Raw genomic sequence first — 23343 nt, 5'->3', positions numbered from 1 at the left:
CTATCCTGGTCCGTTGTTAAATGATAAACCAACTGGAAAACAGATGTTTCTGTAGACTTAAAAGGTGACCCTAATGAATATCTAATTACTCGCCAAGCCAGGATGTTGCAATTGTGCTTATTCAACAAAAAGTTATTTTATGAAAAATGGAAATTAATTTATAAAAGACGCTTTATATTCAATTAAATAATGAGATTTCAAAGACTATTTCTAAAAATAATAAAATATATATATGCATGCGCATGCATTATAGGGAGGGATACAATGAATATCTTGGTAATTGGAGCGAATGGACAAGTTGGAAAACAAGTTATACAACAATTGAAAAACACAGAACACACGTCTGTCGCACTCGTACGAAACGAAAAACAAGCATTTGATCTCAAGGATCTTGGGGCTGATAAAGTTGTGATTGGCGACTTAGAAGGGGATATCTCTCACGCCTTCTCAGATGTAGAAGCTGTGATTTTTACAGCAGGATCCGGAGGGAAAACCGGTGCCGATAAGACAATTCTTGTAGATTTATGGGGTTCTATGAAAGCTGTTGATATAGCTGAGAAATCAGGCATAAAGCATTTTATTCAAGTAAGTGCTACAAATAGTCCGGATCCAGATGCAGAAGTAAAAGAGTTTAGACCATACGCTGTAGCAAAACACATATCAGACCGTTACATTAGACAGTCATCGCTTAATTATACAATTATACAGCCAGGTCCGTTGTTAAATGAAGAAGCAACTGGCAAAATCAAGGTATCACTCTCTTTAGAAGAACACCCAAATAATTATCAAATTCCGCGTAATGATGTTGCATCTGTACTGATTCAAGCAATTGATAATGAAGGTCTTAAGAATAAATCGATTTTTATTAAAAGTGGTGATACCGATATAAAAGAAGCGCTTAAATTGAACTGATAGATAAACCTTGCAAATGCCTTTTAGGAAGTTTCGCTTGCATTGAAGTATTAAATTATTAAATCTTTAATATAGCAAAGGGGCTTAGCGTCATATACGTTTTAGCACTAACATCTTAGCGAAAGGCGCATATATATGGCAGAAAAAAATAACGAACTGATCAATAAATGGATAGGCTTAACGTATTTCTATGACAATGTTTCTAAGGATCTTGAACAAAAGTTGCATGAAAAACATAAAGTTTCTTTGAAAGAATTTTACGTACTTTTGTTCCTGTTTGAATCATCTAATAGGCAACTTCCTCTTCAAGAGTTGCAGCTCAAAGTAGGATTAAGTCAAAGTGCTATGTCACGTTTAGCTGCAAGAATGGAATCCAAAGATTGTGGTGTCATTCGAAGATATGGTTACGGTGACGACAAACGAGGGGTTTATACAACAATGACAGACAGTGGGGAAGCTTTCTTTCATGATGTGTTAAAAACATTTGAGGTAACGCTTGAAGAAGCGTACTATACGAGCGAGTAATTTTTGACGTATCTATCGCAAACAGGTCAGGAGAATATTACCTGTTTGTCAGTATCAATTATGCATGCACATGCATAATTGAATAGGATAATAACTGTGTATCCTGTACATTTTTAAGACAATTTCAGCTATGAATGATCACAGAAATTTTAAAAAAAGAGGTAAAAAAAATGCTTTCATTAAATGTATTAGATTATTCTCCAATTGATATAGGCAGTAATGGTAGAGAAGCGTTGTTGCAAACAACCAAGCTGGCCCAAACTGCTGAAGAATTAGGGTATAAAAGGTTTTGGGTTTCCGAGCATCACCAACTTTTAGGTCTAGCAGGTAGTAATCCGGAAATGCTCATGATGCACTTAGCTGCTTCGACGAAGAAAATACGGATTGGATCTGGCGGGGTCATGCTTCCCCATTATAGCTCATACAAAGTTGCTGAAAACGCAAAGTTGCTAGAAGCATTGTATCCAAATCGTATAGATCTTGGACTTGGGAGAGCACCAGGTGGAAATCGTCTGGTAACTATTGCTTTAAATGAGGAAAAGTCACAACCGTTGTCTTACGAACAGCAAATTGAAGATTTAAAAGGGCTTCTAACGGATCAATTACCCCCGAATCATAGATTTAATGGTTTAGTAGCTACACCTATAATCGAAACAAAACCGGAAATGTGGATTTTGGGAAGCAGCACAGGAAGTTCATCAATAGCTGCAAGCAATGGAGCTGGATTTACTTTTGCTCATTTTATTAATCCTTTTGGTGATGGATTAGAAGCTGTTAAAGAGTATAGAAATAATTTTATACCTTCAACAATCCTTGAAAAACCTAAAGTTATGGTTGCGGTGTTTGCATTAATTGCTGAAACAAATAAACAAGCAGAAGAACTTGTAAAAGCATTTGATTTGTGGCTTCTAAGAAGCGAATCAGCTAACCCTCCTGTGTATTATCCGACATTGACAGAAGCTGCAGAGCAAAAGTATGGAATATATGAGCAGCAACGAATAGCGCATAATCGTAACAGAGTGGTTTGGGGTGACCCTAAGAAAGTTAAAGAGGATATTGAAGCGTTAGCCGATTTATATGACACAAACGAAATAACTATACTGCCTAACATTGTTGGATTTAAGAATAGAAAAAAAGCTATCAGCTTACTAGCGAATGAATTTGGACTTAAAGAATAGTGAAAGAAAGCAGGGAAAATGATGAATGATGAAGTTACAGCCCAAATAAAGGAACATGCTGTAAGAACGATTGCACATCGATGGTTTGCTTTTTTTGAAGGTGATGTCAATGACATGGAGAGCCACTTAAAGATCTTTGAAAAAGATATTAAATTGATACATGCAGGAAGGTATTTGCTCGCAGACGGACTAGACTCAATTAAACTTTGGTTAGAGAATCTCCCGCAAGAGACGGGTTCTCATTTTATAAAAAGCTTAGATTTAAAACATCTTGATGATAAAACAGCTGAAGGAACCATGAAGATAGCTTATCAAATAGTCAATCCTGATGAAACGTTAAGTGGAGCTATTATTGAATACAAAGTAATTGTAGTATTTGATAATTATAATGAGGCGACATTTAGAATTATCCAAAAGACGCCTATCCATCCAAATCCTAGTACCACTTACAAAGACTCGTTTAAGGATAATCGTTTAAAAGCTTTCGTTAACAGACTTTTATTTCTTGTTAAAGGTTTTCAATATCAGAACATTTATGAATTGTGTCTTGATGAATCAATCTGGAAAGAATGGAATACCTTTGCGTATGAAACACTAAAAAATAATCTAACAATCTCTGTAGATGAAATGAACAGGGTGAATCTAACTGTAGGGTTAACTGTTAGAGGTACTAATGGTGACTTAACTGAAGAGAAAAAAATAAATATTTCTCTACAGGACACCGCAGAGAGTTATTTGAAGATCAGTGCATTAGATACGGTGTAGTGATTAATATATTGAGCTATGAAGCATTCAAATAGAAAGGATGTAAGACAACATGAAAAAACAAATAAAAAGGGCTGCGATAGAAGAAGTTTTCGCGCAATTTTCATCAGGTATGGAAGCTGGAGACATCTCACCAATAGAAGGCTTATTGTCCGATAATGTGAAGTTAAGTTTTAGTAATATTGGTGATTTAGAAGGTAAGCAGGAAGTGATTAAAGGGTTGTCCAACCCAATAGTTTCGAAGAGTATTGTTAAACACTTTATTTCAAATAACTATACTGCTACACAAGGGAATATAGGGAAACAATCAGCATATCTAACTGGCTTTGTAGCAGATACATTAGAAGAAGATAACCAAGAAGCTTGGTTTGGTGGTTACTTTACGAACTCATATGAATTTACAGATGAAGGCTGGAAAATTGCTGATCTACGATTTGAACTGGACTGGTTAATAGGATCAAACCCAGCTATTAAGCATTGGAAAGAACCTCGCAGAACCATTGGATGGTCACCAAACATGAAACTTCCCAAGATAATTAGCGAATTAGATTCACCATGGCGTGTGTTCCCACAATCGGATGAGTTAGGTTCTGATGAGGAACAAATATTAGATGCTTATACACAGTATGCTTGGGCTACTGATCATGATATCGGTCTTATGAAAGACATATTTACAGAAAAAATAGAAGCAAATTTAGTTCCTATTGGGAAAATCGATAATAAGAGAGAATTAATGACTGCAATTTCCACTTTTAGGTCAGGTCGTGTTTCTTCACATCATGCAATTGGAGACTATGAAATAGAAGTGTATGGGGATGTTGCAGGTATGAAAATATTTAGACGCACTCCAGTTCACATTACAGAAGAAACGATTAACCGTAATTTTTTTAGTGCCACTTATGATTGCAACTTACGTAAGATTGACGGTAAGTGGAAATTTGAGAAGTTCTTTTACAACGAGGGTAACGTATTTGAAAGAGTTAAGGTTTAAGTCGATAACTTAAAGCCCATACTAGCCATGATGCTCACAACTAGAAATTGGTGTGGAGATAATGTTTAGCAGCTTAATGCTGTACTGTGAATAGCAGGCCTATTTTTTATCTTATTTATATTTTAAACGGTTGAGATCTTTAAAAACAGAAAGGATGTAAACAATGATTGCAAGAATAGATTTATTTAATAAAAAAGATGGGGTTTCCTTTGACACTTTCCGTAAACACTTAAATGACCATAAGGTTAATATGTCCCAGATGAGTGGATTTCAAAAGTACGAACAAAATTATGTGGTAGAATCTACACAACCATCAGGTCTTGGCAACAAAGACTACCCTAGAAGCTCTGAAAAGGTGGATGCCTTCTCTAAAATATGGTTTGATGACCAGTCATCAGCAGAGAAAGCTTTAAGCTCTAATGCAATCAATGCATTAAATAATACTGATGACTTGGGTAAATTAAAATCAGTTGTAACAAAGCAAAACATAGTTATACCTACAGCACAAGAAAAAGGTATTTATAAGATGATGCAAATTTTGAGACGTCCAGCTGACGTTAGTCCGGAAAAATTCGAATACGAGTGGTGTAAGGTGCATGCAGAAATGGTTCCACATACACTTCCGGGTGCCTTAGGCTATACGCAAAATTTAGTCATTAATAGAAGTATTTCAGGTAAATTTGTACCACACGAAGAACTTCCAATTGATGGGATTGTAGAGTTTTGGTTCAAGGACAAAGAAAGTATGGATGCTGCGTTTTCTGCTCCAACAGCAATAAAGGCAATCGACCATGCTAGAGTGTTCATTGACACAATTTCAACTTTTACTATAGAAAGTAAATAAAGTTAAGTTTGATTGACTAAATATTTCCAAATTATATACAAACAATTTATTAAGCTAAAAAGTGCACATTGAACAGTACCTCGACTATTTATATAAATGGCGATTGTTTATCATCTCAATTAACTTTTATCTTATCCATAATATCCAATATGTATTAAACGACTAAAGAGGGTGTAGAAATTGAAAGTATTAGGGTTATCGGGTTCAGTTGTAGGTTCAAAAACCGTCACAGCATTATGATATATAGAGGAACAAGTTCATAGAGATTACCCTGAAGTAGAATTTACAATAGTAAATCTAGCAGATTATTATATTCATTTCAGTGACGGCAGAAACTATCTTCAATATGAAGGGGGTACAAGTTTGGTCATCAAAAAAATCTTGAAAGCAGATGCTATTATAATAGGGACACCAACTTTCCAAGCATCTATACCTGCTACGTTGAAAAATATATTTGATCTGTTACCAGCTAATGCCTTTCGCAACAAAGTCGTGGGAATAGTTGTAACAGCAGGAACATCTAAGCATTTCTTGATGGCAGAACAGCAATTAAAACCAATTTTATCTTATATGAAGGCTCATATTATTCAACAATATGTTTTCATTACAGAAAAAAGCTTTCACGGAAAACAAATAATCGATGATGAAATCACTTATAGACTAAATGAACTATTGACTTTACACTGTGCACAATTTTTGATTGAGAGAGATTGAACCTTTACTTTGAAATAAAGGGATTATGGATTGATAGCAGTGCTGATTTTATATGATATGGAGGATTAGAATATGACAACAGGGGGCTTGTTTGCGATTATGAGGAGGGCCGAATTTTATATTATCTGAGGTAAGTATATCTTACTCATCAAAGGAGTTTATTCATCATGCATGTGCTACAAAAAACACAAAAAATAGTTCGCTATCAGAATCAACAGGGCAAAATACATTACGGTATTGTTGAGGATGAGATGATATTACAACTTTCTAGCAGTTTTGCTGAACTTGTCAACAAGGAAATAAAGTATGACGGGGTAGAGCTGAAATATAGTGACGTAAAAATTCTGGAACCTGTAAAACCTTCGAAAGTTGTTAATTTCGGCTGGACATATGCAGGTCATGCAAAGGAAACAGGGGGAGAGGCAAACCTTGTAGAACCATTTCTATTTTTAAAGCCATTATCTTCGCTTATTGCAGACAAGGAGAAAATTATCCTTCCTCCAAACGAGCTATCCAATCAAGTGGAGCTTGAAGGGGAAGTAGCACTGGTCATTGGAAAGCGCGGAAAAAACATCAAAGAAGAAGATGCGCTTGATTATGTATTTGGTTGCACGATATTTAATGACGTCACAGCAAGAGATCTTACAAAAAAAGATCCTCAGTTTACGCGGGGCAAAGGATTTGATACATTCGGACCTTTGGGGCCGTGCATCGTTACCGGGGTAGATCCCACTAATTTGCGGATTGTGACCACTTTAAACGGCCGCGTTGTCCAAGACGGAAATACCAATGAAATGTCTCTAAGCATTCCGTTTCTAATCAGCTGGCTTTCACAGGTGATGACACTTGAGCCCGGTGACATTTTGGCCACGGGTTCACCATCTGGCAGCTGCCCGATCAAGTCGGGGGATGTGGTCGTTGTGGAAGTCGAGAAAATCGGTCAGTTGTGTAATGATGTCCAGTAGGATGTGCCTGCATTCTTAATAACCAAAAATGAAAATATTCATAAATAGATGAGCCGACTTTTTAAAATGTTACAGGGGACATCGCAATAAAAAGAAAGAAGAGTTTCCTTGCATTCGCATGTGGTGCTGCTAGAGAAACGGCAGTATTAAAAGAGCTTGGTGTCAATTTATTTGAGATAAATGATAAACCTGCTGGTCAATGGCTAAATATAGTTGAGTATTGAATCATTCCTTCTAACGGGTGCGTTAGCGCCATAAGAAGGCTGCCAATTGGCGGCCTTTTGAAAGTATGATTCTTACAATAATAATACTTTCACTACAATAAACAAATAACAGACAAAAATAATCCCTTACAACACCGTATATATTAGGCTGAACTTGCTCATTATATAGGTAGCGAGTACGTAACTGTTGAGCCCGAAATTATATAGATCCTAAAAAGGATCTATATAATTCAGCCAAAGATTGTATATAGGTGATTTAGAAATAAATAATCTTATGCAATCAGAGGAAGATTTTATATGGTAAAGAAAGGTTTTATGAAAGTCGTATCTCTAGAAGATATTATTGTCATAAGGTCCCAACTTATCATATAGGGTCGAGCGAAGATCATATCGAGTGCCGAAGACTCCATTGAGCAAACGATTCAATTAAAGTTAACGTTCTTATACAGCCGAAAGGTTGTATACGGGTGTACAGGTATTTTATATGGTCGAACGAACCATTATTATGGGTGGTGAACTGTTTATTTATGGTCGAAAGATTATAAATAGGTAATCAACTATTCATAATAGTGCAAGGTAGATCGTTACGTACTCGTGTTGGATACATATTTAATAAAGGATCAGTGAGCTTAGCTCATTGATCCTTTAATTTTTTTGCTTCTGATAATCTGACTGATGTTAAATAGATTGCTTGCTTTAATGTTGGAGGACGAAGAAAGTGAGAACAGCTTGATTAACTTTGTCTTATAACAGGTGAATAAAGTATATAATTAGACTCCAGATAGGGGTGAAAATAAAAATGAAACCAGAAGAAACAGAAGAGTTTATTTTACTAAATCAGATTGTTGTAACGGAAGATTTTTTAAATTCGAATCCGAGTGTTGAAAAAACACAGCAAGTCTTAAATCATGTTAAACGGACAGGCTGCTTAGAATGAACCCATTACGATTAATAAGGATACAAAGATATCCTTAAGGATGGTTACAGACGATATATTGCAGCTCAAAGGGTGGGGATGGATCTAGTCCCTATTGTTTATGAGAAATAAACTTTTACATTATCAAAAAATAGAAAAGAGAGGACTTGTACTTCAATAATTGAGGTTGCTGCGGCAACCTTTTTCTTGTTGTTATATCCTATTTATACAACTATTAAAGGATTTAAAAAAAAGACCACTAATTCACTTCGTTAATTAATCTATAGGGTGCGATCCTTTCATATTGAAAAAACGGGGCAGATTAATGAAAGAATGATAGTTAAACAGTGATTAAAGAAAATTGTTATAAGAGGTGATTTTATGGATACTTCAAGTTATATATTCTTAGCAATTTATTGGGTCGGAATTATTATATGGTCGCTTAAAAATAAGGAAAAGGCTAAGAAGGAATTATTTCAAATAAACATTCATTGTACTGGTTTAGCTGACACCCGCCAGAACGTGATTACCTAATTCCGATTAGTTTAAATTTTTCAGACATGGTAATAATGCTATCAGAGAGACTATGAACTTTTTTATTAAATAAATAATAACAGTTTTTATAGGTTTGCTCCTGATGTTAGCTGTTGATATGGGGCATGAATAGGGTGATGAAAATGTGGAAAACGATAGTTTCCTACCTTCCAGACTGGCAAGTTTTTATGCAAGCTTTTATTGTATTTTTTATTCCGTATGTTATCTCACGATTGTTTAATTGGATCCGTACATCAGAGGAAGTGTGATGAGAATGAGAAGATGGAAATCAAAGGTTCGAAAAACAGAAAAACAAGCTACTAAAAATGAGGATAAACAAGAATCTAAATCTCAAGATTCAACAGATCAGTTTACAGACGACTTAGTCTTAAATCTAGAAGCAATTAAACAAGAAATTGGTCATAATTGGGATGTGCATTTTCGAGAGTTTGTTATAGGACGTACCGGTATTCAAGCTGCCATTGTTTTTGTAGAAGGACTATCAGACAAAGAACTCATTGATAAAAATATTATGAAGTCATTGATGGAGGATTTTACAGTTGAATATAAACAAGAACTACCTTACGTCAAAGGAAGCATTTCAAAAGAATTTATAAAAAATCAAGTGTTATCTATTAGTGAGATAGAAGAGGTTAGTTCTATTAAAGAGTTAGCATTAAAAGTATTAACTGGTTCTACCGCCATTTTAATTGATGGATTATTGGATGCGCTAATCGTTGGAACAACAAAACTTAAAACAAGGACTATTGAAGAGCCAGTATCAGAGGCATTAGTCAGAGGTCCACGGGTTGGTTTCACTGAATCATTGAGTGATAATACATCTTTTTTAAGGGGTAGTGGTGAAATTGAGAATTTATCGTTAGTAAAATTCCAAGTAGGAAAGCGTTCAAAAAAAGACTTAGTTGTCGCTTACATAAAAGATATTGTTGATCCCGAATTAGTTCAAGAGGTGGAAAGCCGAATTAAGAAAATCGATATTGATAGTGTTCCTGAATCAGGTTATGTAGAGCAACTTATTGAAGATAATTACCTTAGTCCTTTTCCGCAGGTACAGAATACAGAGCGTCCTGATCGCGTGATCGCTGCTTTGATGGAAGGTCGAGTGGCCATCTTGTTAGATGGGACGCCATTCGCTTTGATCGTTCCGGTTACCTTAAGCATGATGTTACAATCACCGGAAGATTATTATGAAAGGTGGATTCCTGGCACATTCATTCGTATGCTTCGTTACCTCGCAGCTATTCTGGCCCTTTTTACACCCTCTTTGTATATAGCTTTTATCTCCTTTCATTCAGGGTTGATTCCGACCAAACTGGCCATCTCCATTATCGGAACCAGGTCCGGGGTTCCGTTTCCAGCACTTATCGAAGCATTATTCATGGAAATAGCCATCGAAATTTTGAGAGAAGCAGGACTCCGCTTACCTAAGCCAATCGGTCCCGCAATGGGAATTGTCGGCGGTTTAATCATTGGGGAAGCTGCTGTACAGGCCGGGATCGTTAGCCCTGTTTTGGTGATTGTAGTAGCCTTAACCGCTATTTCATCATTTTCTATTCCGCATTATAGTATTGGGATTACATTACGGATTCTGCGTTTTCCAGCTATGCTATGTGCTGCCATATTAGGATTATACGGGGTCATTCTATTCATTCTTTTCATGACCAGTCATTTAGTGAAATTAAAAAGCTTTGGTGTGCCCTATTTGAGTCCAGCCGTTCCTTATCGCTTAAGTGAGTGGAAAGACCTGATGGTTCGCATGCCACTTATGATGATGAAACGCCGTCCGAAGATGATGAATACGAAAGATCCCACACGTAAAGGATAGCTCCTTATGAAAGGAAGTGAACCAGCGATGATAGTTAGTCCAAAAGACCGAATTACGACTTCACAAGCGACGGTAATCGTTATCAATTTTATACTTGGAACCGGAATTCTCACCTTGCCCAGAACATCTGCGGAGAAGGTGAAAACACCAGATATCTGGATAACCGTTATTTTAGGTGGCCTGATTGCGATGATAGCAGGGGTGATCATGGTCAAATTAAGCCAACAGTTTCCTGAAAAAACCTTTTATCAATACACCCAAGAAATTGTAGGAAAATGGGTGGGTAAATTACTTAGTCTACTTATCATTTGTTATTTTTTAACAATCGCTGGGTTTCATACCCGTTCCTTAGCAGAAGTAACAAGTTACTTTTTGTTAGAAGGTACCCCATCCTGGGCCATCATGATGCCATTTATGTGGATAAGTCTTTATCTAATCCGGGGTGGCATAAATCCGATCGCACGTCTGTTTGAAATTATCTTACCAATTGCGGTTATTCTTTTTTTACTAGTTGCCTTTATGGGCTTCAAATTATTTGAGATCGATAATTTACGCCCGGTATTAGGGTTGGGAACTATTCCAGTACTAAAAGGGGTAAAAGCAACGGCTCTCGCATTTACAGGTCCTGAAATCATGTTGCTGCTTTTACCATTTATGAAACAACCAAATAAAGCAGTAAAAGTCGTCCTGGTTGGAGTTTTTATTCCCTTGATTTTTTACGTGATAACCGCCGTGATGGTCATCGGCGCGTTATCTGTCGATGTAGTGGTCACGAGAACATGGCCGACGATTGATCTTATACGCAGTTATGAAGTCTCTGGTTTGATTTTTGAACGGTTTGAATCTTTGTTACTTGTGATATGGATTATGAAAATGTTTACTTGCTTTACCGTTGGCTACTATGCAGCTTCTTTGGGTCTGTCCCAACTTTTCCAAAAGAGCATTCATCCATTTATGTATGGCTTACTTCCGATTATTTACCTCATTGCTATGATTCCCAAAAATATCAATGATGCATTTAAACTTGGGGATTTCATTGGTAATGTTGCATTGTTTTTATTTGGCTTACTGCCTCTACTTCTACTCATTATCTCAAAAGTAAAGGGGAAAAATCATGAAGCAAACAGATAACAATGTACGGTTTCTCTTCGTTTCCCTGTCCGTTCTTTTGCTCTTGTCTCTTACAGGATGTTGGAGCAGTCATGAAATTGAAGAGCAAAGTTTAGGTATAGGTGTGGCATTCGATAAAGGCAAGAAGTCCAACATTGAGAAAGAGTTAAATGAACAAGAGGAGGGAAAAGACCTGATTACTTCAACCTATCAACTTATCACTCCACAAGTAGCAAGTTCAACAACTAAACAAGCCGGACCACAAAAGAAATCTTATGTTAATGTTTCTGAAACGGGAAATTCCGTCCTTCAAATGGCTCGTGAATTATCATTGAGAAGTGAACAACCCATAACCGGTCACCATATGAAAGTGATTGTTATAGGTGAAGATCTTGCACGATCGTTTAATTTGGAACAATTACTTGATCAAGTTTTTCGCGATAATGATATTAGACCAAGCTGTATTGTGCTCTTTAGTAAAGGAAGAGCAAGCAACACACTAGAAACAAAGGCAGCAGGAGAAATTCCAGCGTTTCGTCTGGTTGGTATTGTAGACAATGCATATCGAACAACGAGGATTTTGCCTCCTATGTCGCTTAATAAATTGGACGGCAAGATCAAATCAGAATCCAGTTTTCTTTTGCAAAATGTAATATCAGTAAATGGAGAAGTCAAATTTGCGGGAGCTGCCATAATTAAAGGGAAGACAAACAAAATGACTGGTTTTTTGAATGAGGAAGAACTAGAGGGCGTAACATGGATAACAGGTAAGGGGAAAGGAGGTTTAGTGAAAAGCTTTGATAAAGAGACTGGTCAACTGATTGTGTATGATATAGAATCTATGAAAAGCAGTATTAAACCTCGAGTTAAAGGAAACAACATCTCTTTTGATGTAAACATTGAATCAGAGGGAAGGCTATCTGAAAATTGGGTAGTTTCGGGAAATCCTTTTAAAAATGAATTTCTAAAAAAAGCAGAAAAAGCTTCTGAAAAAGAAGTGAAACGCTTGGTGAGGAATGTAGTAGAAAAAATGCAAAAAGAATACCGAGTCGACGTTGCTGGCTTCGGAAATCGATTGAGAATTGAGCATCCTAGAGTATGGAAGAAGGTCAAAAAGGATTGGGACCAAACATTTAGTGAAATTCCGATCAACTACCATGTAAAATTAACTATTAAAGATTATGGAACATCAGGATCTGCAAAGAAGTGAGCCTTCAGGTTCATACGTTTGGACCTTCTTAGCCTCTTTTGATGTGAAAAATGAAAAGAAGATGTTCAGACTAGAAAATGTCTAAACATCTTCTTTACATAGGACCTAAATGATCTATTCAAAATGTTAGTAGCAATATATTTAAAGTCTGTAAAAGTGTACTTTTACAAACGGGTGATTGATAGCTATTTTGAACAGCTCTAATCGTGGTCTAGATGAAAAAACTGGGGAAAACGCACGAAAAATAAAACACCGAATTTTCTAAGCATAGGATCTTCGGGGAGCTCTTGTCTTATACAACTAACGCACCTGTTAGCCCACCATGCAGCGCACGACCAGCGCTGCATGGTGGGCTAACAGGAAGTATAGAAGTCAAAAATCTCCTAAGAGAAGATTTTCGCTTAGCATAAAAATACCCCCTGAATCTTTTTGTGATTTAGGGGGTATTTATGCTTTTCCTTATTAAACTTTACTATGTAAATCGGTTCTGTGAAGGTGATTCTAACGTTAGACTTATCAGAAAATAATCCATATAGCCAATTTTTAATGACTGTCATGGGTGGAGTTAATCAATTAGAACGTGATTTGATTCGATTCGAATGCGCCAACGAGAAGGAATTGATTTAGCTAAAAAGGAAGGTGAAAAGGGGTTTGAGATAGAAAAATTCGACGAATATGAGGAGCATATTGGGGTTGTTTATGTACAGCATATTCTTTCATGGCGTTGGAAATTATTAATTTTATTGTTTCTTAAAGATAAAGCATATTGTTTTGGAGAAATTAAGAATATCTTAAATGAAATTTCACAGGGTTCATTAACGAAACAGTTAAGAAAACTAGAAGCAGATGGATTAATTAAAAGAGAGGTTTTTCCTGAAGTACCCCCTAAGGTTGAATATTCTCTTACTGATAAGGGAGAGAAATTAATTCCAATAATGACTATGTTAGAACAATTCGGTCAAGATTGTACTTAAGAAATGATAGTATCCAAAGAGAAGAGACCTTTTTGAAATCTTAGCAGAAGAATTGCAGTTAAAAGTTTCTTTTATATAGGGCTACTAAGGTAGCTCATTTTTATATTATTAGAATTTGTGAAGGATTGTACTTACACTAACGGATTCCTTAACGTAGAGGAGATCGACTTTTCAGGTTGGAATTCTCTTAGTGTATAAAATTTCCGAAATTGGCGGTATAGCATTGTTGCAACCTTTCGTAAAAGCACACTTTTCAAAACTATTTTGATTTTTAATCAGCTTAAAAAACATGTTATCAAGATATTATGAGCATTATATTGACATATCTATAAAAATAGATATAATAACACCTATGGAACCTTTATTAATATACAAAGCTTTGTCTAACGAAACACGTCATCAAATTTTACATTGGCTAAAGAATCCCGCCGAGCATTTCGAGGTACAGTGTCATATTCCTGAAGATGTTGATTTTAAAATTGGGGTATGTGTTGGAGATATACAAGCAAAGGCTGGAATGGCGCAGTCTGTGATCTCTGGTTATTTATTAACCATGCAAAAAGCTGGGTTATTAGAATCTGAACGAGTAGGACAGTGGACGTATTATCGACGAAACGAGAAGACCATTCGTCAATTTACTGAATATGTTCAAAATGAATTATAAAAGGGAGGTGCTTTTTTTTAAAAATATACATCTATATTTCTAGATATATATATATAAAATGATATTACTCATGCCTTTAAAGACATGGATGTTGTAATTTTTACAGCCGGTTCAGGTGGAAATACTGGCGCTGACAAGACAATAATATTTGATTTGTGGGGAGCAATAAAAGCTGTAAACCTTGCCGAACAATTTAATATTGAGCATTTTGTTCAATTAAGTGCCACTAATATTTAAATCCTGATGAGGCAATTGAGAAAATGAGACCTTATGATGTAGCAAAGCATGTGTTAGATTTCTATGTGAAACAATCTTTACTTGATTATACAATTATCCATCCTGGTCCGTTGTTAAATGATAAACCAACTGGAAAAATAGATGTTTCTGTAGAATTAAAAGGTGACCCTAATGAATATCTAATTACTCGCCAAGCCAGGATGTTGCAAGTGTACTTATTCAACAAAAAGTTACTTTATGAAAAATGGAAATTAATTTATAAAAGACGCTTTAAATTCAATTAAATAATGAGATTTCAAAGACTATTTTAAAAATAATTAAAAATCTATATAAATGCATGCGCATGCACATTAACTATATGAGGGTGAGCAAAGAACCAGATGATTAGGGTAATGAGTGGAGTTAGTTAAAGGAAGAAAAGAGAGAAGAAATGAAAAGTTGCTAAAGTAAAATACTGTGCGTACTAAGGGACCTTTTATTCTTTTTAATAAAATTATTTCATTTACGTTCAATTTTGATTTATCGAACTTTAGAAATGTGAAGGAGTTTTAAAATGAAAAAAAATGGAGTCGTAATATTTATCTTAGTTTTAAGTGTTTTTGCTGCCATAACAAATGAGATGGGTATTGTAGGTGTACTACCACAAATTACAGAGAAATTTCAAATTACAACATCGCAAGCTGGTATATTAGTAAGTATATTTGCTTTAGTTGTAGCGCTTTTCGGACCTTTCGTCACGTTAATTGTTTCAGGTTTTAACCGTAAAAGATCATTATTATTTATTATGTTCATTCTAACTATTGCAAATACAGTCAATGCTTATTCTTCAAGCTTTGGATTAACTCTTTTATTTAGAATAATCCCAGCATTATTTCTTGCATTGTTAATTTCTTTAGCTATTTCAGTCGCTGTAAAATTAGCTCCTTCTGAACAGAAGGGAAAGGCAAGTGCTAAAGTGTTCGCAGGAGTTACATTAGGCTTAGTGTTAGGCGTACCTGTAACTTCCTTGTTAGCCGATCAATTTTCTTTACAAACTGCTTTCTTATTTTGTGCATCAGTGAGTGCAGTATCTTTCTTAGGAATTGCTTTTTTTATGCCGACTATGCCAGTCGACGAGAAATTGTCTTATGGAAAACAATTTTCTATTTTAGGTAAACTACCAGTATGGTTAAATTTGTTAACTGTAATGTTTGTTTTTGCTACTATGTTTTCTGTTTATAGCTATTTTGCTGAATATGTGACACAAATTAGTCATGTGCAAGGAGCTTGGATAAGTATTTTATTAATGCTTTTTGGGTTGTTTGGACTAGTAGGTAATTTCTTGTTCAGTAATTTACTGCAAAAAAATTTATTGCGTACAGTTATGTTATATCCAATTATCTACCTTATCGTGTACGGATTTATTAACTTCGCTGGTATGTATACAATACCTATGATTGTATTAATTTTTGTATGGGGAACGGTGCATTCTGGAGGCTTGATAATTAGTCAAACCTGGTTAAGTACAGAAACAGTTGATGCACCTGAGTTTGGTAACAGTTTATACATGTCATTTTCTAATTTTGGAATAACAATAGGCTCATCTTTAGCTGGTTGGTTTATTTCTCACTTTGGAACTGGAAGCCTGTTACTAAGTGGTATGTTGTTTGCAATATTAGCAGGTTTAACTATTGTATTGAAATTATCCTTTTTTAGAAATATTAGTTTGGAAAATCCCTCTTATTAAACTAGTTTCTATTTATTGAAACCCTCATGGAATATGATCAAGTAAATTGATTAAAAAAAGGTAGGCGATTTTTAAATGAATAATAAACAAGAAGAATTAATAAAAAGTTGGTTATCTTTCACACAATTTCATGATACTGTTTCAAAGGAACTTGAACATTTTCTTCAAACGAAATATAAGCTTGCTTTAAAAGCATTTTATGTATTACTATTTCTTGCGGAAACACCTGAAAAACAATTACCCCTTCAAGAGTTGCAAAATATGATTGGGTTAAGCCAAAGTGCTATGTCTAGACTTGCAGTTAGAATGGAATCAAAAAGCTGTGGAGTAATTAGACGTCATGGATATGGAGACGATAGACGAGGTGTTTATACAACAATGACTAAAAAAGGGGAACAATTTTTTGAAGAAGTATTAGAATCGTTTGAAGAAGAATTGAAAAGACGCGTCAAAATAGTGACATTAAAGTTAATTTGAAAATCTTAAATAGTTTTAATAAGCAGTCATAACTATTTTTGAAAAATAATGATTTTGGTCAGAAATCATAGGCATTACCACTGAGGTTTTATTCTATTTTCCAATTGAATTGGTCTTATTTACCCTTAGGCCATATTTTGAGTATTAACGCAATTTACTATATCTCATCACTGCTTACTGGTTACACGGTAAAAATAAGGGATAATTAAGAATTAACTTCCTCTTGAGCTTTATCTATTTGACTTTTTATAGTGAAAATTAATCAATGCATGCGCATGCAATTAAAGGAGAGAATTATACTTTTTATTACTAATCCCTAGCAGTAGATAGTAAAACGAATTACCATTATCTAAATATTTTTATAAAAAACAATTCAACGCGCATGCAGTTAATTTTGTTAACTAAATAGGTAATTGTGATGTAACAGTCTTTCACTTACAGGGGAAGCGTCAAGAAAGATTGAATAGAATATTGCTTCAATAATCATCTTTATATTGATTATGCTGACATTTAAATATAGATAAAAATAAGCTTTTTTTTGAATGCAACCATATCAACAAAAAGTAAAGCAATTAATATTAGTCAAAAAGGGAGTGGAAAATAATGATTTCATTAAACATACTGGATTATTCTCCAATAGATGAAGGAAGTAATGCACGTGAAGCGTTAATTCAAACAACTGAATTAGCAAAGAAAGCTGATAAATTTGGTTATGGAAGATTTTGGGTATCTGAGCATCACCAAATGTTATCACTTGCTGGTAGCAATCCTGAAATGTTGATGATGCATCTAGCAGCATCAACTGAGCGTATTCGAATTGGTTCAGGAGGGGTTATGCTTCCGCATTATAGTTCGTATAAAGTAGCTGAAAACTTTCGCATGTTGGAAGCATTGTATCCGAATCGTATCGACCTGGGGCTAGGGAGAGCACCTGGAGCAAACAGTTTAGTAACCTATGCTTTAAACGAAGAAAAATCAAGACCTCTTCCATATGAGCAGCAAGTAGTAGACTTAAAAAGTTTTTTAACAGATGAGTTTTCAGCAGACCATCGTTTTAATGAATTGACTGCTACGCCTGTTATTGATACAAAACCAGAAATGTGGATTTTAGGAGCTGGTGGAGGCAGTGCAAGGATCGCTTCCGAGAATGGCACTGCATTTACATTCGCACACTTTATTAATCCATTTGGAGATGGCTTAACCGCAGTTAAACATTATCGAGAGAACTTTAAACCATCTTCTTTATTTGAAAAACCTAAAGTAATGATCGGGGTATTTGCCGTTGTGGCTGAAACAAATGAAGAGGCAGAAGAGATTGCTAAGGCTTTTGATTTGTGGCTTCTCAAAGCTGAGTCATTACAAACACCAACTTCTTATCCATCTATTCAAACAGCGATGGACTATCAGTATAGTCCACATGAAATAGAACGTATTTCGAGAAATCGAAATCGTGTACTTGTTGGGGATGCAAAGAATGTGAAAAATCAAATTGAAAAACTAGCTCAGCTTTATGACACGAATGAAATAACCATATTACCTAATATTTCTGGAGCCCATAATCGAATGAAGTCAATTGAGTTATTAGCAGAGGCTTTTAACTTATCTAACCAATAACTAGTTAAAATTGCCTTATATTGTACCAACCTTATGTTAAGAAAGGGGTCATCAAATGGATATTTCTTCTCGAGAAAAAATTAGAGAACATGCTGCACGTGATATTGCACATCGTTGGTTTGCTTACTTTGAAGGGAAAAATAAAAATGTAAGCAGACAATTAGAAATTTTAAGTGATGATATAAAGATTCTACATGCTTCTTCATACTTGTTAGCTGATTGAAGAAACTCTGCGGCTGAATGGGTGGCAAACATCCCTGAGGAAGTAGATTCTCATTTTATTACAGAGTTTATCTATAATCCATTAAGTGAGGATTTAGCTGAAGTAAGAATGAAAGTGACATATCAAGTAATTCAGGCAGATAACCAAATAGGGGGAGCAATCATTCATTATCAGACGCTGGTAACGTTCACTGAAGATAACTCAGCTCTTTTTAAAATCATAAATAAAACTCCTGCTGAGCATACCCCTAACAAAGTATTTGCTGATTCATACCAGGAAAATCGCATTCACTCCTTAATATATATGGATTTATTTACGTGAAACTTTTAATCCTGAAGGAATTAAAGAATTATTAGTAAATGATGGACAGCCTTTTATTTTCTCTGAAAGTAAGGATGTAAAAAATTTTGAAGAGTGGACTAATTTCATGGAACAGTTATCAGCTCAAACACAATATGGCCGCTATCAAATAGAAAGTATTGACACTAAAACGGTGAGTGAAAATCAAGTGTTAGTTGAAATTAAAGCAACATGGAAAAGAGTTATAAAAGGAGAGGTTCTAAGTTCTTCTGTACAATACAAATTAAAACTTCATGATAGTGGAGAGCGCTATCTTAAAATAGTTGATTTGCATGAGTAAGATATAAGCATTAAGAAGAGAAATATCGATACGTTAGATATTAGGAAAAGGGAAAGGTTATTTTTCATAATTTAGTGTTGTTTCTATATAACTTTTCTTCCTATCCATTTAAGGCATCTGATTAAAACTCTTTCCTAAATAGAGTAGACACAGAGTTTAGAAAAGGATAATTATGATTATCTTTTTCTGAATTTATCCTGACATTCGAGTAAATAGTATTAAGGAGTATTAATATGGATGAGTTACAAAAGAAAATTATCAATAAAACTGATTTGCATTTCTTTAGATACTGTGAAGATAACTTTGGTATAAATCGAGGTGTCTATAATACTATTGATCAGTGGTTTTATAAAAAGGATATCCATTGTATTACAGAGAGAAGATTATATATTATTGAATTTCTTAAATGTGCATTTGGACCTGATAAGGGTTCCGATAAATTTGGAAAAGGAAGAGGCAAAGTAACAAGTAGACTACATGATTTTTGGATTCAGAAAACTAAAATTTTATAACTTAAATAAAGAAGTTTATTTATTATTTCCCTTATGGAGGTTCTATTTTCATGTTTATAACTCACAATGTAGTGAACTATACAAGTATAAATCGTGCTACTATTAGCGAAGTATTTTCTAAGTTTTCAAAAGCCCTTGAAGAGGGGAATACTTTAACTTTACGAGAACTTCTACTTCCTAATGCCAAAGCAAGCTTTAGCATGTATGGGGAATTTGAAGGTGTATAAGCTATAATAGATGGCCTATTAAATAAAGAAGAGACCCCAGATATTGTTCGACATTAAGTAACTAATGAAAATATAGCAATAAAGGAAGAACTGAGTCAGCAAAGCAATTATTTAACAGGCTTATTTATTCATATGAATAATGGACAAATGAATCCATTTTGGTTTGGAGGACACTATGTTAATACGTATAAACTGACTGAAAGTGGTTGGAAAATCGCTCACCTACGATTTGACCTAGACTGGCAGTATGGCACAAGTCCGTATACAAGTAAATGGAAACCTGCACGTCGTACTTTAGGGTGGACTCCAAATACAGAAAATCCAAAAATTCTTAGTGAGTTAGAAGCCCCCTGGAGAGTTATTCATGAATCTGAAGAGAGTAATTATGATGAGGAAGAAGTTGTAGCAACTTTTAATCGTTATGCTTGGGCTTTTGATCAAGGAGACTTTAGTTTGCTTAACGATATATTTACTGAGGATGCTACGATAAATATGGTTCCTATTGGTGAAATTAAAGGACGAAAGACTATTATTAGTCAGTTAAAAATTTCCCGTTCAGGTAGACCTACTTTTCATCATGCAGTAGAACCACATGGAATTGAAATAAAGAAAGAAAAAGCTATATTAAAAATGTATCGTCTGAAACCTTTTAGACCAACTGAAGATACTATAGAGAATCCGGTTTATGGTGCAGTCTATACATGTAACCTTCGAAAGGAAGACTGTATGTGGAAATTCGAACAGATGAACTACGAAGAAGGTTCTTTATTTCAGCAAATGGGCTAACTTTGATTTACGTTACACACCATATTGAAGAAATCTTACCTATATTCAATAAAACACTTCTATTAAAAAATGGAGAAGTATATGCTCAAGGAAACAAGGAAGAACTTCTAAATTCAGCTACGTTATCACATTTCTTTAACGTTCCTTTAGAAGCACAATCAGAAGGTGGAAGCGCTTTTTTAAAAACACTCTTTCATGAAGAGGATGAAATAGGAATAATTATTTAAAGAAGGGTTCTTTCCTTTCTATACAGTCTGTAGTGCTACCCGCACGAGGACCTCTTTTGGTTATCACGTAGTGAATAGGGTGCAATTAAATTTGAATTTGAACATCGAAAGGATACAAGTTTTGATGGGGATATTTTTAAATCATACAAGAGTGGACTCTAAACGGGTTTGCTCTTTTTATGTGATTGAAATAATGTTGTCCGCGGTCTGTACGGGATGCCTTTTTGCTAGTTAGCGATGTCCCACATCCAGGTGAGGAGTATAAAATTTGGAGGCAAGAGTAAGCTAACATACGTATATAAGCTGCCGTAGGAGGTGAATAAGTATGAGTAATGATGCAAGAGGTTCTAAAAAAAATAAACGAAATGATGCAAACCATGTGAATGCTGAGACGAAAGCCAAACAAAGACGAATTTCAGAAAAGAATAACCAAGAGAGTAATGATAAGAAAGAATAATGGGAAGTTTCAGTAGGGACTGATCTTTTTTGATTCCACTATAAATTTCTTCTCATGTAACAAAAAGAGAATATAGAAAAAAATTTTCACTAGAGAACTGATATATCGACATCGGTTCTCTTAATCGATTTATCACTCGAAATCCACATATCATCACTACACGAAAAGTTGTTACTTCAGGATTAATTACTTGTATTATATTTCCAGGAAAGAAACAAATAATCAAGATAATTAAAGCAAACGAAATAACCCCTAAATATTTTTTCATGATTAACTACCCTTATCCTCTAAATCATTTTACCAAATTGTAGTAAATATGAATTTTTTATTATTGGAAGAAGGTCATATTCAAGACCATGAACCTCGTTAGAATATATAATATTAAAAGTAATCTCTATAAAAATAAGTTAGTTTCCCATTCGGGTGTTGAGGGAACTGCGCGAGGATCCGGTGACTTTAAGTTTAGTTCTTTAGAGAGCTGTGATGAACAGCTCTTTTTTTATACAACTAAAGGGGGAAGATAAATCATCATTTGACTACCTCCACATAGGTATGATTGGTTACCTATAAGAATTAGACAAACATTCCCAAAAACCTTTAATTCCATTAATAAAGTGAATGATCACACACTAAGATTATTGTATTTCTAACTCTTTGACAGTTTCTCCTTCAATTAACACTGGTTGATAATAGGTTTCGTTTGGTAAATCCTTCTTTCCTTGTAATTTCTTAATGACCCAATCAGCTGCATCATGTCCCATTTGTTCTTGTGGGTGTGTCAATGTCGTTAGTTTGATATTAGCATTTTTCGCAATATAAGAATTGTCCTGGCCAATAATTGATAATTGTTCGGGAATAGAAATATCAAGTTGTCTGCATACATTAGCCACTTCCAACCCTACCTCGTCGTTATAGCAAACAATGGCAGTCAACACGTCTCTATTTTCATTTAGGAACCCTTTCAGGTTCGTGTATAGGTCTAGCTTAGTTTCTGTAGTATACGAAAGCAAATGCTCTGGTTGAAAGCGTAATTTGGCTTCTCCAAGTGCTTTTATATATCCCTTCATTCGATACTTTCCTTGTAAATCATCCATTTTCGAAATGATTCCAATTTGGGTGTGTCCTTTCGAAATCAATTCTTTGGTTGCGAGATAGCTAGACTGCACATCATCTAGGCAAAAGAAAGGAACCTCTAATTCTTCATAATAAGCGTTGATCATGATGAATGGAACCTCTTGTTCCTTAAACAATAGGTAGTAAGCGATGTTGGGATTGTATAGATTGCTTTTTGTAGGTTCAATTATCAAACCATCCACGCCAAATGACAACATCATTTCCAAGGCCTTTTTTTCTTGTTCGACATCATTATTTGTACTGGCTAATAGTAACGAATAATTATCTTCATTCAATCTTCTTTCAATTCCGCGGATAATAGAAGGGAAAATGTAATCAGAAATGTAGGTCGTGATTACACCGATCGTTTTATTTTTGGAATTGCCACCAGATTTTGATTGATATTGGTTACTAACATATGTACCAGATCCTTTTTCACTTCTTAAGAATCCCTCGTTTGATAATTCTAAAATGGACTTTCGTACAGTGTGTCGGCTAACGTTGTACATTTCTTGCATGGCGGTTTCAGTAGGAATTTGTTCCCCTACACTATATTCACCTGTAAGGATTTTATTTTTTAAATCATCAATGATTACCTGATACTTTGGTTTCATTAAACCTCACTTCTTTCATAGTTGTTTGCATTCTAATTTATTTGCTTGAAATATTTGTGCGGACATATTTTAACATAATTTTGAATGAATTAAAACAAATCACCTAAGTTTTTTGTAT

Annotated in this window: 27 protein-coding genes and 2 pseudogenes; 28 read left to right on the top strand and 1 reads right to left on the bottom strand. The window is 34.9% G+C overall.

Annotated features, from left to right (window positions below):
• Positions 1–264 precede the first annotated feature (264 nt).
• The 28 genes and pseudogenes from NYE63_RS15900 to NYE63_RS15765 all read left to right on the top strand — a co-directional run bounded on the left by NYE63_RS15900 (position 265) and on the right by NYE63_RS15765 (position 21498).
• Positions 265–912: an SDR family oxidoreductase gene (locus tag NYE63_RS15900; protein ID WP_342601837.1), complete on the top strand. Its 648-nt coding sequence runs from the start codon at positions 265–267 to the stop codon at positions 910–912.
• 135 nt (positions 913–1047) lie between these two features.
• Positions 1048–1437 (top strand): MarR family transcriptional regulator, encoded by a 390-nt coding sequence (locus NYE63_RS15895; protein WP_342601836.1) that lies wholly within the window; start codon positions 1048–1050, stop codon positions 1435–1437.
• Positions 1438–1607: 170 nt separating this feature from the next.
• The gene (locus tag NYE63_RS15890; protein WP_342601835.1) at positions 1608–2615 is read left to right on the top strand and encodes an LLM class flavin-dependent oxidoreductase; all 1008 of its coding nucleotides are present in this window, start codon (positions 1608–1610) and stop codon (positions 2613–2615) included.
• A 21-nt stretch (positions 2616–2636) separates the two neighbouring features.
• Positions 2637–3380 carry a hypothetical protein gene (locus NYE63_RS15885; protein ID WP_342601834.1) on the top strand — a complete coding sequence of 248 codons (744 nt, stop codon included), beginning with the start codon at positions 2637–2639 and terminating at the stop codon, positions 3378–3380.
• 52 nt (positions 3381–3432) lie between these two features.
• Positions 3433–4371 (top strand): nuclear transport factor 2 family protein, encoded by a 939-nt coding sequence (locus NYE63_RS15880; RefSeq protein WP_342601833.1) that lies wholly within the window; start codon positions 3433–3435, stop codon positions 4369–4371.
• 163 nt (positions 4372–4534) lie between these two features.
• Positions 4535–5215: an EthD domain-containing protein gene (locus NYE63_RS15875; RefSeq protein ID WP_342601832.1), complete on the top strand. Its 681-nt coding sequence runs from the start codon at positions 4535–4537 to the stop codon at positions 5213–5215.
• Between the two features lie 180 nt (positions 5216–5395).
• A pseudogene (locus NYE63_RS15870) lies at positions 5396–5929 on the top strand (NADPH-dependent FMN reductase).
• A gap of 167 nt (positions 5930–6096) precedes the next feature.
• Positions 6097–6894, top strand: a complete 798-nt coding sequence (locus NYE63_RS15865; RefSeq protein ID WP_342601831.1) for a fumarylacetoacetate hydrolase family protein — start codon at positions 6097–6099, stop codon at positions 6892–6894.
• Between the two features lie 1023 nt (positions 6895–7917).
• On the top strand, positions 7918–8055 hold the full coding sequence (locus NYE63_RS15860; protein ID WP_342601830.1) for a hypothetical protein: 138 nt from the start codon (positions 7918–7920) through the stop codon (positions 8053–8055).
• Between the two features lie 787 nt (positions 8056–8842).
• Positions 8843–10414, top strand: coding sequence for a spore germination protein (locus tag NYE63_RS15855; RefSeq protein WP_342601829.1), 1572 nt, complete (start codon positions 8843–8845; stop codon positions 10412–10414).
• 27 nt (positions 10415–10441) lie between these two features.
• Positions 10442–11545: a spore germination protein gene (locus NYE63_RS15850; RefSeq protein WP_342605787.1), complete on the top strand. Its 1104-nt coding sequence runs from the start codon at positions 10442–10444 to the stop codon at positions 11543–11545.
• Positions 11529–12734, top strand: coding sequence for a Ger(x)C family spore germination protein (locus NYE63_RS15845; RefSeq protein ID WP_342601828.1), 1206 nt, complete (start codon positions 11529–11531; stop codon positions 12732–12734). Before NYE63_RS15850 ends, NYE63_RS15845 begins: the two co-directional genes overlap by 17 nt.
• A gap of 507 nt (positions 12735–13241) precedes the next feature.
• Positions 13242–13435: pseudogene (locus NYE63_RS15840) on the top strand (recombinase family protein); the annotation flags it as partial.
• Positions 13421–13708: a winged helix-turn-helix transcriptional regulator gene (locus NYE63_RS15835; protein ID WP_342605786.1), complete on the top strand. Its 288-nt coding sequence runs from the start codon at positions 13421–13423 to the stop codon at positions 13706–13708. The pseudogene NYE63_RS15840 and the gene NYE63_RS15835, both read left to right, overlap by 15 nt.
• A gap of 352 nt (positions 13709–14060) precedes the next feature.
• Entirely contained in the window at positions 14061–14372 is a 312-nt protein-coding gene (locus NYE63_RS15830) for a helix-turn-helix transcriptional regulator (protein WP_342605785.1), read from the top strand.
• Positions 14373–14435: 63 nt separating this feature from the next.
• Positions 14436–14609, top strand: coding sequence for an NAD(P)H-binding protein (locus tag NYE63_RS15825; protein ID WP_342605784.1), 174 nt, complete (start codon positions 14436–14438; stop codon positions 14607–14609).
• Between the two features lie 23 nt (positions 14610–14632).
• Positions 14633–14893 carry a hypothetical protein gene (locus tag NYE63_RS15820; RefSeq protein ID WP_342601827.1) on the top strand — a complete coding sequence of 87 codons (261 nt, stop codon included), beginning with the start codon at positions 14633–14635 and terminating at the stop codon, positions 14891–14893.
• A gap of 269 nt (positions 14894–15162) precedes the next feature.
• Positions 15163–16335, top strand: coding sequence for an MFS transporter (locus NYE63_RS15815; protein WP_342601826.1), 1173 nt, complete (start codon positions 15163–15165; stop codon positions 16333–16335).
• A gap of 75 nt (positions 16336–16410) precedes the next feature.
• The gene (locus tag NYE63_RS15810; RefSeq protein WP_342601825.1) at positions 16411–16812 is read left to right on the top strand and encodes a MarR family transcriptional regulator; all 402 of its coding nucleotides are present in this window, start codon (positions 16411–16413) and stop codon (positions 16810–16812) included.
• A gap of 603 nt (positions 16813–17415) precedes the next feature.
• The gene (locus NYE63_RS15805) at positions 17416–18426 is read left to right on the top strand and encodes an LLM class flavin-dependent oxidoreductase (protein WP_342601824.1); all 1011 of its coding nucleotides are present in this window, start codon (positions 17416–17418) and stop codon (positions 18424–18426) included.
• 55 nt (positions 18427–18481) lie between these two features.
• Positions 18482–18649: a hypothetical protein gene (locus tag NYE63_RS15800; protein WP_342601823.1), complete on the top strand. Its 168-nt coding sequence runs from the start codon at positions 18482–18484 to the stop codon at positions 18647–18649.
• Between the two features lie 21 nt (positions 18650–18670).
• Positions 18671–18970, top strand: coding sequence for a hypothetical protein (locus NYE63_RS15795; protein ID WP_342601822.1), 300 nt, complete (start codon positions 18671–18673; stop codon positions 18968–18970).
• A gap of 106 nt (positions 18971–19076) precedes the next feature.
• Complete coding sequence (locus NYE63_RS15790; protein WP_342601821.1) at positions 19077–19289, top strand: hypothetical protein; 213 nt, start codon at positions 19077–19079, stop codon at positions 19287–19289.
• A 233-nt stretch (positions 19290–19522) separates the two neighbouring features.
• On the top strand, positions 19523–19801 hold the full coding sequence (locus tag NYE63_RS15785) for a hypothetical protein (RefSeq protein ID WP_342601820.1): 279 nt from the start codon (positions 19523–19525) through the stop codon (positions 19799–19801).
• A 50-nt stretch (positions 19802–19851) separates the two neighbouring features.
• Positions 19852–20028: a hypothetical protein gene (locus NYE63_RS15780; protein ID WP_342601819.1), complete on the top strand. Its 177-nt coding sequence runs from the start codon at positions 19852–19854 to the stop codon at positions 20026–20028.
• 132 nt (positions 20029–20160) lie between these two features.
• Positions 20161–20814, top strand: coding sequence for a nuclear transport factor 2 family protein (locus NYE63_RS15775; RefSeq protein WP_342601818.1), 654 nt, complete (start codon positions 20161–20163; stop codon positions 20812–20814).
• 2 nt (positions 20815–20816) lie between these two features.
• A complete protein-coding gene (locus NYE63_RS15770; protein ID WP_342601817.1) occupies positions 20817–21041 on the top strand; it encodes a hypothetical protein in 225 nt (74 codons plus the stop codon).
• A 325-nt stretch (positions 21042–21366) separates the two neighbouring features.
• Complete coding sequence (locus tag NYE63_RS15765; RefSeq protein WP_342601816.1) at positions 21367–21498, top strand: hypothetical protein; 132 nt, start codon at positions 21367–21369, stop codon at positions 21496–21498.
• 635 nt (positions 21499–22133) lie between these two features.
• Here NYE63_RS15765 and NYE63_RS15760 read toward each other — a convergent pair.
• Positions 22134–23225: a GntR family transcriptional regulator gene (locus NYE63_RS15760; RefSeq protein WP_342601815.1), complete on the bottom strand. Its 1092-nt coding sequence runs from the start codon at positions 23223–23225 to the stop codon at positions 22134–22136.
• Positions 23226–23343: the final 118 nt, after the last annotated feature.

It is taken from the genome of Peribacillus sp. FSL E2-0159, assembly GCF_038643155.1.
Taxonomy (GTDB): Bacteria; Bacillota; Bacilli; order Bacillales; family DSM-1321; genus Peribacillus; species Peribacillus simplex.
The sequence above is the reverse complement of the archived record's forward strand: the minus strand, read 5'-3'. Positions and strand labels throughout refer to the sequence as shown.

Coding starts and splice junctions, on each gene's coding strand:
- NYE63_RS15810 (WP_342601825.1), top strand. CDS start 16,411: ATGAATAATAAACAAGAAGAATTAATAAAAAGTTGGTTATCTTTCACA.
- NYE63_RS15865 (WP_342601831.1), top strand. CDS start 6,097: ATGCATGTGCTACAAAAAACACAAAAAATAGTTCGCTATCAGAATCAA.
- NYE63_RS15845 (WP_342601828.1), top strand. CDS start 11,529: ATGAAGCAAACAGATAACAATGTACGGTTTCTCTTCGTTTCCCTGTCC.
- NYE63_RS15800 (WP_342601823.1), top strand. CDS start 18,482: ATGGATATTTCTTCTCGAGAAAAAATTAGAGAACATGCTGCACGTGAT.
- NYE63_RS15890 (WP_342601835.1), top strand. CDS start 1,608: ATGCTTTCATTAAATGTATTAGATTATTCTCCAATTGATATAGGCAGT.
- NYE63_RS15775 (WP_342601818.1), top strand. CDS start 20,161: ATGAATAATGGACAAATGAATCCATTTTGGTTTGGAGGACACTATGTT.
- NYE63_RS15880 (WP_342601833.1), top strand. CDS start 3,433: ATGAAAAAACAAATAAAAAGGGCTGCGATAGAAGAAGTTTTCGCGCAA.
- NYE63_RS15830 (WP_342605785.1), top strand. CDS start 14,061: ATGGAACCTTTATTAATATACAAAGCTTTGTCTAACGAAACACGTCAT.
- NYE63_RS15860 (WP_342601830.1), top strand. CDS start 7,918: ATGAAACCAGAAGAAACAGAAGAGTTTATTTTACTAAATCAGATTGTT.
- NYE63_RS15785 (WP_342601820.1), top strand. CDS start 19,523: ATGGATGAGTTACAAAAGAAAATTATCAATAAAACTGATTTGCATTTC.
- NYE63_RS15820 (WP_342601827.1), top strand. CDS start 14,633: ATGAGACCTTATGATGTAGCAAAGCATGTGTTAGATTTCTATGTGAAA.
- NYE63_RS15875 (WP_342601832.1), top strand. CDS start 4,535: ATGATTGCAAGAATAGATTTATTTAATAAAAAAGATGGGGTTTCCTTT.
- NYE63_RS15855 (WP_342601829.1), top strand. CDS start 8,843: ATGAGAAGATGGAAATCAAAGGTTCGAAAAACAGAAAAACAAGCTACT.
- NYE63_RS15765 (WP_342601816.1), top strand. CDS start 21,367: ATGAGTAATGATGCAAGAGGTTCTAAAAAAAATAAACGAAATGATGCA.
- NYE63_RS15790 (WP_342601821.1), top strand. CDS start 19,077: ATGGAACAGTTATCAGCTCAAACACAATATGGCCGCTATCAAATAGAA.
- NYE63_RS15780 (WP_342601819.1), top strand. CDS start 19,852: ATGTTTATAACTCACAATGTAGTGAACTATACAAGTATAAATCGTGCT.
- NYE63_RS15815 (WP_342601826.1), top strand. CDS start 15,163: ATGAAAAAAAATGGAGTCGTAATATTTATCTTAGTTTTAAGTGTTTTT.
- NYE63_RS15850 (WP_342605787.1), top strand. CDS start 10,442: ATGATAGTTAGTCCAAAAGACCGAATTACGACTTCACAAGCGACGGTA.
- NYE63_RS15760 (WP_342601815.1), bottom strand. CDS start 23,225: ATGAAACCAAAGTATCAGGTAATCATTGATGATTTAAAAAATAAAATC.
- NYE63_RS15885 (WP_342601834.1), top strand. CDS start 2,637: ATGAATGATGAAGTTACAGCCCAAATAAAGGAACATGCTGTAAGAACG.
- NYE63_RS15805 (WP_342601824.1), top strand. CDS start 17,416: ATGATTTCATTAAACATACTGGATTATTCTCCAATAGATGAAGGAAGT.
- NYE63_RS15895 (WP_342601836.1), top strand. CDS start 1,048: ATGGCAGAAAAAAATAACGAACTGATCAATAAATGGATAGGCTTAACG.
- NYE63_RS15900 (WP_342601837.1), top strand. CDS start 265: ATGAATATCTTGGTAATTGGAGCGAATGGACAAGTTGGAAAACAAGTT.